We start from the raw sequence: 10,597 nt of genomic DNA, 5'->3' as shown, positions 1-10,597 counted from the left end.
TCTGCTTCTGAGGTGGTTTGCTCGGATTGCCAACGCTCAACTAATACAGGTTTTGAATAGAGCTGACACCAACGATCACAAACTTCTTCATGCGTTAAGCTTTCATTATGTTGCTCGTCTATGTGCAGTACGAGGTGATAATGGTTGGACATGATAGCGTAAGCGCAGATATCAATATTAAAAAGAGAAGCGAGGTAATGCATTCGCTCAACAACCCACTGGCCGCGATGTTCAAAGGATTTTTCGGTGTATTTATCTTCACCACATAAGTAAGCTCTACGAACACAACGCGAAATACAGTGATAATAAGGTGTATCAGATAATGATACTTGTGATTGGCGAGATTGAGTCATAATAAACTACCTCCTAAATGCAAAAATACGCATTTATAAAAGATAGTTTAACTATCGCAATTATTCAAATAGATGGGTGTCCAGATCTTCAGTTCGTCCAGATCTTCAGTTCGAATATATGTCAGAACGGTTTATTCAATAAACCCATTGAGTCAGTCATCGCAAGCGAGTTAATGAGAAGTATTTAAGGTTATAAAGTCTGACGAATATGAAACTATTTTCGTGTTCTGTATTAACTCGTCTTGACTACGAGAGAGCGTCCATATATGTCCATAATCTTTTTCTTATGAGCACCTTTAAAATACAAACCTCAAATAATTGATTGTAATATCAACATTCAATCGTATTAATAGCCAATCCACCTTTAGATGTCTCTTTATATTTTGAAGACATATCTCGCCCAGTTATTTTCATTGTATTTATTACTTTATCTAAAGAGATAATATGATTTCCATCACCGCGCATTGCCATTTGCACTGCATTAATTGCTTTAATCGCACCAATAGCATTACGCTCGATACAAGGGACTTGTACTAAACCGCCAACGGGGTCACAGGTTAAACCTAGGTTATGCTCAAGTCCGATTTCAGCAGCATTTTCTAATTGCTCTGGCGTTGCACCTAGAATTTCAGCTAACCCAGCACTCGCCATCGCACATGCAGAGCCAACCTCACCTTGACATCCGACTTCAGCACCAGAAATTGACGCATTTTTTTTACAAAGGAGCCCTACTGCAGTGGCGCTTAAAAAGAAACGAACAATATCATCGTCATTTTTATCTTCTGAAGTGATCATATAATAATTAAGCACAGCAGGAATAATGCCAGAGGCACCATTTGTAGGGGCGGTTACCACTCGGCCACCAGCAGCATTTTCTTCATTTACAGCAAGCGCATATAGGTTCACCCACTCCATTGCGCTCAATGTTGAATTAATACTATTAGGTTTCTCTACAGATAATAATTTTTGATGTAACTCCCAAGCACGGCGACGTACATTTAATCCACCCGGCAAGATACCTCTATTATTCATCCCATTTGCAATACATTGTTGCATCACGGACCAAATGTGTAGAATGCCTTTTTTTATCTCTTCTTCCGTACGCCATGTTTTTTCATTCTCCATCATCAATTGACTGACTGATAAATTATGAGTTTTACATAACATGAGAAGCTGTGCTGCACTGTTAAAAGAGTAAGGAAGGATACTTTTATCTTCTGTTGTTCCCTTGGTCATTTCTGCTTCATTAAGCACAAATCCACCGCCTACCGAATAGAATGTATCAGACCACAATATTTCATCGCCTTTAGAAGCACTAAGTGACATGGCATTCGCATGTAATGGTAGGATTTCGTCTGAAAAAATAATATCCCGTGCATAAACAAATCCGATCAGGTGGGTTCCAGATAATCGTATTGTTTCATCTTTTTGTATATTTTCAATAATACTCTTCGTGAGTTGAGTATCGACGGTTTCAGGATCATAACCCATCAACCCTAATTGGATCGCACTATCCGTATTATGCCCAATACCCGTAGCAGAAAGAGAACCATATAAAGTAATTGTTAATTGCTGAACGTCGTTTAACAATGACAGTTCATTTAATTTGTTTATAAATACGCTGGCAGCCTGCATTGGTCCAACTGTATGAGAACTAGAAGGGCCTATACCTACTTTAAATAAATCAAATACACTTAATTCCATTTTTTAACCACTCTATTATTTATAATACGGCTTTAAGGCTTTTTTATTATTTGAATCTACATTTTAATCATATGCCTTAAATAATAGGTCAATATAGCCTGACAACTAAAATCTAAACAAGACAACAAAAATTATAAATTGTTGCCAAAAACAGAACATTAAAAGTGCCAAATTTACAATCTTAAATAAATGGAAAAGGTGAATGGAAATATATGATATTAAAATGAACTTTAGTTTGAAGAATATTCTATTTATAGAACAACAACACTGCAGGAATATCATATTTATGATAATTAGTTCAAATATCTATTAAGCTTATGTCTCTTCATGAAGACGGGAAAACAAAACCTTTATTTAAGATACGTTTAGGATAAAAACCGCTTCTATCATATTATACGTCGATAAAATGAGTAAAAGCGGCATGTAACATATTAACGATATGTTTTAAATTGTACATTTTCAAACCATTTATTTCTCTCTAATACAGTTAAAGGGGCAACACTTTCTATTACAGTACGGGTTAAATGAGGACAGATTTTTTCAATAAAATCATACATATATTTTTGTAAATAAATTTCTTTACTATAACAAATCCAAGCATCACATTCAGGAATCAACTCTTGTAATGAACGCACGACTATCGAATCATCAACTAAATTGGTTGAAACTGATGCCAGAATACCAATACCCACTCCCAGCTTGACGTATTCTTTGATAGTGCCGGCATCCATGGTAGTAATAATATAATTTGGCGTTAGGCCTTGCTGATTAAACGCCTCATCAATTGCTTCTCTGCCTGTAGATTTAGACTCATAACTAATTAACTTCTCATTAGCCAATTGCTCTAATGTTATTTTTTCTACTTTGGCTAAATAATGATCAGAAGGAACAATAAGGCTTAAAGACCATTTATATGCAGGTAATACAACAAATCCCGGTGAGTCGCTAATATCTTGTGCAACAATACAAAAATAATTACTTCCCTTGGGCAACGGGGTATTAGGCTCAACACCTATCATATTAAGAGAGACCTTAGGATACTTGTTAATAAAATATTGAATCGCTTCTGGTAATAAAAAATTAGCAATGGCATTCGTTGTATGAATGTTCATTGAACCTTGATCTGGTGAGGTTTCAGCATCGCACATATCTTTGATTCTATTTTTAATTTCGAGAAGCAAGTTTGCCTCTTGTATCACTTTAGCGCCAATCTCAGTTGCACCAAACAAATGCTTACCTTTCCTTTCAAAAATTTTAACGCCTAACTCATTCTCCAACAAACTAAGTTGTTTGCTTATACCAGGTTGAGATGTAAACAATTTATCTGAAGTTGCAGATATATTGTATCCACTGCGCTCAATTTCACAAATATATTCAAGTTGTTGCAATTTCATTTTTTTTCCTTAGTTTTACCAGTAATAAAAGAGATAAGTACTAGCATAGATGACCCGAGAAAGACATTTAATGTATTTATTAAATTAAATAATATAGTCAAAAACTGACGCGATTAGTACTTTATCTATCATACTTTTTAGATAACTTATTATATATTGAATTTCTAATTTCGATACTTTTTTAAAAACACTTAAATTTTCACATAATGAGATACGAAAAAGTCATTAGCACAGTCAAATATCAAAGATACAGAAGGATAAGGGAGGGTAATAAAGGCTTCTAAGTTTTCAGTACGTAGACAATAAATTATCAGTACTACCAGAGTAATTCAGTATTTTAAAAAGATAAAAGGCAAAAAGAAAAGTATGCTTAATATGGTATGGGTAAAAGGAGAATATAATTACTCTCCCTTTAATATTTTCTTTTAAAGAAAAGCTTCTGCAACTAACGCGGAACCAACATAGGTACCGGTAAAGACAAGAATTGAGATTAAAACAATCTTGAAACCTGATTTTTTAAAAAGTTTAATTTCTAAGTCTGCAACAGCCATAGCAGCATAAGCGAGTACAGGTGTTGTTAACGATAGAAAGTTGATGCTTTTTAGGTAACCTAACATGACATCAGAGTAAGGAACAAATGGAAGTGTTAACCCAACACTGACAAGTGATACCCATGCCACTGCCGGTAAAGGTCCCCCAATAAGAGCTTTAAGACCTAGACCAATAAGGATCATTGCAAAAATAATGACCATTCCAGGCAACGCAATAAGGAAATTATTACCCGTGCCAGCCCAGTTACTTATTAACGCAATACCACAAAAAAGAATAATTAAAATTATATTTTGTTTAAAGGATAATTTAGTTTCATCTTCTGCTGTTAAATTCATTTCATTAGTACTCATAAGTTATCCCTTTCTTAGTTTGTTTTAGAAGTGTTGTTAAAAGTGCCACGGATTTGATTTAGCTTTTTGTAATACCACTCAGCAAAAGGTAAAGCGATAAATATCGCAACATATAACCCCGTTGCATTGGTCAATAAATTACTTGCTCCTGCAAAAGCTAATATATCTTCCTTCATTGTGGGATGCACTTCAGCTAAGGTACCAGAACAAGCGGCAGTCATACTACCACTACCAACACCACACGCCATCGCTAAAGCTCGAATATCAATCCAGTCTGTCGATGCCAAAAACCCAGCCAGTAAAGAAAAGTAAAGAGTACCGAACATTGTCCCCATTACATAAACGCCCATAACACCGATACCTTCGCTACTTTTTAAACCATATTTATCAGAAATAACTGCGATATTAGGCTCTCGAGCAATAGAATACGTTGCACCAATGGCTTCTCGATTCATTTTTAAAAGTAAAACAGCAACAGGCATTGCAATTAACATCGTAGCTAAATTACCAAACTCTTGAAGTATCATTGCAGTACCAGAATCAAGGATATTTGGTATTGCAGGTCCAATAAGTGTTCCAAACTTAGCTATGAATGGCAGAATCCCAATAACAATAATATGAGATGCAACTTTAGCTTGTTTTTTAGAAATTAGTTTGTTGGATATTTTTGTAATATTGGGGTTAAAAAATAGACATAAAACAAAAACATAAAAGAGGGGAAGAAAAAGTACTTTTGCACTACCGATTGGGAGTGTTTGCACACCTATTAATTCAGCAATAATCGTCATGATGATGACAATACCGTGAAGTCTCCAGTTTAATAATTTTTTTAAAGAAGTATTTTCCATTACTGTTTCCTTGAGTTATTAGCATCCATTGCATACTTTGCAACATCTTTAAATGAATTTTAATTAAAGCACATCTAGTGTTCTCTTAATATCACTTTATCGTTACTTAAAAAGCAACGATGATTTTATTAGAAAAGTAAGTTAAAAAAATACAAATAAGATGCAAGATCTCAGGAAATAAGGGAGTTACATAAAGACAGTAGAATTAACAACATGCAATATTCAAAACTTTACTGCAAGCTTATAATTTTTTATTTATAGTAAAAAAGCATTATTAGAAATATGATAATAAAGGTGTATTTATAGCGAAAAGTATTGATAGAAAGGTACTCAAAAGACTTATTTATGATCAAGAGGCAACAATAAAAATATAACATAAAAGGGATTTTTATCCACTCACACTAAATTTATTTTTAGAGGAGGAACCACTAGATGTCATCGCTTTACCTTAACATGTGTTAACGGTGAAGCGATGAGTTACTAAGTTACTTTAAAAATAAACATCATTTAAAAATCACTTAAAATTAAAAGATAATAACTTATTTATAAAACAACAGTTACTTCAATAATTTTTCAACCAAACCACACCACATTTCAATCCCAACTTCGATAATATTATCATTGAAATCATAATAAGCATTATGCAGTGGTTTTGATGGGAACTCACTATCAGCGCCTAACCAAAAATATGCACCAGGGCATTTCTCTAACATGAAACAAAAGTCTTCCGAGGCCATTGATGACGGAAGATTCCAATGCACTCTACTTTCACCAAAACTATTTACAGCCACATCAAGAACGTGCTTTGCTTGCTCTTCATTATTTGTTGTTGCAATATAACCATCGAAGAACTCCATATTAAGCTCAACGCCATGCGTAGCACAAACACCACTGGAAATTTCGCCAATTAACATCTTAACTTTCTCTTGAACCTTTGTATCAAGACAACGATACGTACCTTCTAATACAACCGTTTCAGGCACGATATTAATTGCCTCACCTCCGTTAATTTGAGTTACGCTCACCACGGCTGAATCTAATGGAGATAGTCGTCTAGAAACAATCGATTGCAATGCAAGCACTAACTCTGAGCTACACACAATCGGATCGATTCCTCTTTCCGGCATAGCCGCGTGACAACTTTTGCCCGTTAAGGTTATTTTAAAAGTATCAAGTGATGCCATCATTGCACCATCGGAAACAGCGACATGCCCTTCAGGTAACCCCGGCCAATTATGAAGACCAAAAACACTAGACATTGGGTATTTCTCAAAAAGTCCTTCTTCTACCATCACTCTAGCCCCACCTAGATTCTCTTCAGCAGGCTGAAAGATAAAGTAGACAGTCCCTTTAAAATGTCTGTTTTCACTTAAGTATTTAGCCGTTGCGAGTAAAATGGCAGTATGACCATCATGCCCACAAGCATGCATTGCACCATGGTTACATGATTTATGACAAACATCACCTAGCTCATTCATTGGCAACGCATCCATGTCAGCTCGTAACCCTATCGAAGGCCCTTCTCCATTTTTTAACGTACCAATAACACCAGTACCTGCCATGCCAACATCAACACTTATACCAAAACTTTCAAGTAACTCTGCGACTCGACGAGAAGTTTTAACTTCTTGAAAACCTAATTCTGGATAGCGATGTAACTCTTTACGCCACTCGACTGCATTTTCTAATAATAATTTAGAAACCGACATACTTACCTCTCTACTGTTCCATAATTGAAATTAAAGCTAGGCGAATCTGATGTTTCAACCCAAACACTTTTAACTTCACTGTATTCTCTTAATGCATCTAGCCCTGATGAGCGACCATATCCACTTAACTTATAACCACCAAATGGTGAACTAACATGAATTGTTTTATAACTATTTATCCAAAATGTGCCTGCTTTTACCTGATCTGCAACACGATGAGCACGACCTACATTATTTGTCCAAACAGCACCAGCTAAACCAAAGCTACTTTCATTTGCAATACGGATAGCATCAGCCTCGTCTTTAAAAGGGATAGCAATAACCACTGGACCAAAAACTTCTTGTTGAGCAACTTGCATATCGTTATGCCCTTTTAAAACAGTAGGATTAATATAAAAACCTTGCTGCTCTGGGTTAGGTATTACATCACCAACAACGGATGCACCTTCTTTAATTGCAATATCTAACATATTAACAACGTGTTGGTATTGTTTAGCATTATTAATCGGTCCAATTTCATTCAATATATCTGTCGGATCGCCTACTGTTATTTTGTTAGCCGCTGTTGCAACAGTATTAACAAAATCATCAAAAATGCTTTCTTGCACTAAAAGACGAGAGCCAGAAACACAACTCTGCCCTGAACCTCCAAAAATAGCCGATAAAGCACCATTCACTGCGTTATTTAAATCCGCATCATCAAAAATAATATTGGCAGATTTTCCACCTAGTTCAAGCACACAAGGAATAATACGTTTCGCCGCAGCAACAGCAATATGAGATCCCGTCATTGGTGAACCGACAAAACAAATTTTATCTAATTCAGCTTGTTCAATAAACCTTTGCCCAATGGTATGCCCGTACCCAGAAATGATACTAACCAGCCCTTTAGGTAAACCCGCTCGTTCAATCAAAACACCGAGGATCAAAGAGCTAACAGGTGTTAACTCTGACGGTTTCAACACAACAGCATTACCTGCCGCAATCGCAGGTGCAATTTGCCAACCGGCAGTAAACAAAGGTGCATTCCAAGGCGTAATTTGTAACACAGTGCCTATCGCTTCATATTTTACATAGTTTAAGTGCGAACTCGGAACAGGAATGACCTCTCCATGTAATTTATCAGCCCAACCTGAATAATATTCAAACATTTCAGCAACCGCAATAATTTCACCTTTTGCATTACCTACAGGCTTATTCGCAGTAACACATTCAATCCATGCAAGCTCGTCGACTTCTTTACGTATTTCAGCTCCGATAGCATACATTAGTCTACCACGCTCTTTTGCGCTCAACTTCCACCAGTATTTTTGCGCAGACTTAGCTGCTTTATCGACTATATTAACAAGGTTACTACCGGCATCCTGATACGATAATAAAATCTTTTCATTATGGGCTTCAATGAGTTCAACTTGATCTCCTGTCCCGGGTACGATACTGCCATTTACCCAACTGCCCAGCTTTTCAGTACCTAAATACTTAATGAGTGAGTTTTTTAATCTTTGATTAGTCATAATATCATTCCTTGATTAAAATAAAGTAGGGTCAGATGCCTTTACTATTGCATTAAAATCTTCTTGGTCAGTGATATCTTGGCTTTGTTGCCACATTTGAATAATTTGACGAGACAATGGAAGTGATAAATTTAGGTCATCTGCTAATTTTTTTGCCAACCCTACGTCTTTACGCATAAGACCCATACTAAATCCAGAATCGTAACCATTATTAAGGATCCATTTAGGAAAATTAACTTGGCTAACACCACTTCGGCCAGATCCTGCGTTAATGCCCTCTAATACTTTTTCAGGATCAACACCTGCTTTAACCGCTAAACTAACAACTTCAGCATTCGTAATAAGATGAGCAGCACAAAGTAAATTATTCGCAATCTTTGCAATATTACCAGCACCAACATCACCAATATGCACTTGAGTAACACTCATATCTTGTAATAAAGATAAAACAGACTCTACAACATCTTTTTCGCCACCGATGACCATACTCATAGTGCCAGAAGCAGCCCCTAAAGGACCACCAGATACAGGCGCATCAATGAATTTAATACCAGACGTTCGAAGACTACTAGCAACTTTACGACTAACATCTGCTTCAGAAGTTGTTGTATCAATAACAATCAAACCTGGCGAGGCTAATTTACCGATACCATTTTCACCAAGACACACAGCTTCTACATGCTCAGCTTTGGGAAGAGAGAGTACAATGATGTCACAAATGCTAGTGAGTTCTTTCAGAGTAGAAACAGGTTTCACTCCTTTATGTGATATTGCTTCTCGGGCAGATTTAGACGAGTCAAAGCCATAAACATCCCGCTTTTTCTTTGCTAATGTACTTGCCATACCAGCGCCCATATTACCTAAACCAACAATGCCTACTTTCATATTTCATCCTTAAATTATAGTTTATACAATAGTTATTGTGACTTTTTTATAGTATAAACAGAGCATGTGTTTCGAACAATGAAACGTTTTTTGTAATTTGTAACCTTTTAGGCAACACAGAGAGAAGTCAATAATATGAGCTTTTTACAAGAAAATAGACTCAAGTTTTTATATGAGGCTATCCAACATAGCAGTGTAAGAGCAGCTGCAGACTTTTTAAATATAGCCCCTTCAGCCGTCAGCAGACAGATCAGTCAATTAGAGCAAGAACTTGATACCGTACTTATTGAACGTCATCGAAGAGGGATCATTGCAACGGAAGCTGGTAATAAATTAATCATCTATTATAAACAATATTTGATTCAGCAAGAGATGGTATTAGATAGTCTGAAATCCTTACGTAAGCTCGAATCAGGTACCATTGAACTAGCCATTGGTGAGGGCTTTATTAATAAAGTGACAAAAGCGATGTGCTTATTTAATGAGGAATATCCTAAGATAAAAATTATTCTATCAACGAATAACAGTAACGATATTGTCAGAAAAGTGATTGATGATGACGTTCATATTGGAGTCATTTTCAATCCTCCACATCACCCTAAGATTCGAAGTCATTATGTTGCGCTCAGCCCAATGGTTGTCGCAGCGAATAAAAATCACCCTATCAATAATGAACCAGCGCCAATCAAAATGAGCACTCTTAGAAAGTATAATATTGCATTGCCTGAAATAGCACATGGTGTAAGACAACTAATAGAGAACGTTGAGAAAAACACTGGTATTACACTTACGCCTAATGTGATCAGTAATAGTCTTACGGCTTTATATTATTATGCTTCAAACGGAGGGGTAACAATGATTCCAGAGTTTATGCTGAAAAGCACTCCCAATTGGTCCGAGACCCTGAACAGTATTTTTTTAAGTAATAATAATTTAAATAGCATGGATACCGTTATATTTACTCGTTTAGGAAGACAATTAGCACCAGCACCGGCAGAATTTTTAAAATACTTAATATCTTCTTTTAAAAATGATATTGATTAAGAGAGGCATTTATAGAGGAAATCTGACTTTTAGCGTAAGAATCTTATAGGTATAATTTCAACGTATTATAAACAAAGGCACATTGATATATATCGGGATAGAAATGCAAAAAGAGCATTACTTATAACAAGACTTTTATATTTCTTGTAAAGACACCGCTAAATAATAACGAAATACAACAAAAAAAAAGCCACTCAATTGAGTGGCTTCTTATTCGCTATTTACACTAGATTATTACTTATTA

General features: G+C 35.8%; 9 protein-coding genes. 1 reads left to right on the top strand and 8 read right to left on the bottom strand.

The features are described 5' to 3' along the window. The 8 genes from SP041_RS19130 to SP041_RS19095 all read right to left on the bottom strand — a co-directional run. A partial coding sequence (locus SP041_RS19130; protein WP_205961225.1) for a transposase occupies positions 1-353 on the bottom strand: 353 nt, incomplete at its 3' end. A gap of 330 nt (positions 354-683) precedes the next feature. Next, the gene (locus tag SP041_RS19125; RefSeq protein ID WP_025563431.1) at positions 684-2,057 is read right to left on the bottom strand and encodes an L-serine ammonia-lyase; all 1,374 of its coding nucleotides are present in this window, start codon (positions 2,055-2,057) and stop codon (positions 684-686) included. Positions 2,058-2,488: 431 nt separating this feature from the next. Then, positions 2,489-3,451 (bottom strand): LysR substrate-binding domain-containing protein, encoded by a 963-nt coding sequence (locus tag SP041_RS19120; RefSeq protein ID WP_025563432.1) that lies wholly within the window; start codon positions 3,449-3,451, stop codon positions 2,489-2,491. Positions 3,452-3,876: 425 nt separating this feature from the next. Next, positions 3,877-4,353 (bottom strand): hypothetical protein, encoded by a 477-nt coding sequence (locus SP041_RS19115; RefSeq protein WP_025563433.1) that lies wholly within the window; start codon positions 4,351-4,353, stop codon positions 3,877-3,879. A 14-nt stretch (positions 4,354-4,367) separates the two neighbouring features. Then, entirely contained in the window at positions 4,368-5,201 is an 834-nt protein-coding gene (locus SP041_RS19110; protein WP_025563434.1) for a DUF3100 domain-containing protein, read from the bottom strand. 557 nt (positions 5,202-5,758) lie between these two features. Further along, positions 5,759-6,910, bottom strand: coding sequence for a M20 aminoacylase family protein (locus SP041_RS19105; protein WP_025563435.1), 1,152 nt, complete (start codon positions 6,908-6,910; stop codon positions 5,759-5,761). A gap of 2 nt (positions 6,911-6,912) precedes the next feature. Continuing rightward, positions 6,913-8,424: an aldehyde dehydrogenase family protein gene (locus SP041_RS19100; RefSeq protein WP_025563436.1), complete on the bottom strand. Its 1,512-nt coding sequence runs from the start codon at positions 8,422-8,424 to the stop codon at positions 6,913-6,915. 15 nt (positions 8,425-8,439) lie between these two features. After that, on the bottom strand, positions 8,440-9,309 hold the full coding sequence (locus SP041_RS19095; protein WP_025563437.1) for an NAD(P)-dependent oxidoreductase: 870 nt from the start codon (positions 9,307-9,309) through the stop codon (positions 8,440-8,442). 135 nt (positions 9,310-9,444) lie between these two features. Between SP041_RS19095 and SP041_RS19090 the strand changes: the two genes are divergently transcribed. Then, positions 9,445-10,353 (top strand): LysR family transcriptional regulator, encoded by a 909-nt coding sequence (locus tag SP041_RS19090; protein WP_025563438.1) that lies wholly within the window; start codon positions 9,445-9,447, stop codon positions 10,351-10,353. Positions 10,354-10,597: the final 244 nt, after the last annotated feature.

Origin of the sequence: Psychromonas sp. SP041, from assembly GCF_000470315.2 — a bacterium.
In the GTDB taxonomy this organism is placed as follows: Bacteria; Pseudomonadota; Gammaproteobacteria; order Enterobacterales; family Psychromonadaceae; genus Psychromonas.
The sequence above is the reverse complement of the archived record's forward strand: the minus strand, read 5'-3'. Positions and strand labels throughout refer to the sequence as shown.

Excerpts from the sequence above, each read along its gene's own strand:
- SP041_RS19125 (WP_025563431.1), bottom strand. The coding sequence starts at position 2,057 with ATGGAATTAAGTGTATTTGATTTATTTAAAGTAGGTATAGGCCCTTCT.
- SP041_RS19120 (WP_025563432.1), bottom strand. The coding sequence starts at position 3,451 with ATGAAATTGCAACAACTTGAATATATTTGTGAAATTGAGCGCAGTGGA.
- SP041_RS19115 (WP_025563433.1), bottom strand. The coding sequence starts at position 4,353 with ATGAGTACTAATGAAATGAATTTAACAGCAGAAGATGAAACTAAATTA.
- SP041_RS19110 (WP_025563434.1), bottom strand. The coding sequence starts at position 5,201 with ATGGAAAATACTTCTTTAAAAAAATTATTAAACTGGAGACTTCACGGT.
- SP041_RS19105 (WP_025563435.1), bottom strand. The coding sequence starts at position 6,910 with ATGTCGGTTTCTAAATTATTATTAGAAAATGCAGTCGAGTGGCGTAAA.
- SP041_RS19100 (WP_025563436.1), bottom strand. The coding sequence starts at position 8,424 with ATGACTAATCAAAGATTAAAAAACTCACTCATTAAGTATTTAGGTACT.
- SP041_RS19095 (WP_025563437.1), bottom strand. The coding sequence starts at position 9,309 with ATGAAAGTAGGCATTGTTGGTTTAGGTAATATGGGCGCTGGTATGGCA.
- SP041_RS19090 (WP_025563438.1), top strand. The coding sequence starts at position 9,445 with ATGAGCTTTTTACAAGAAAATAGACTCAAGTTTTTATATGAGGCTATC.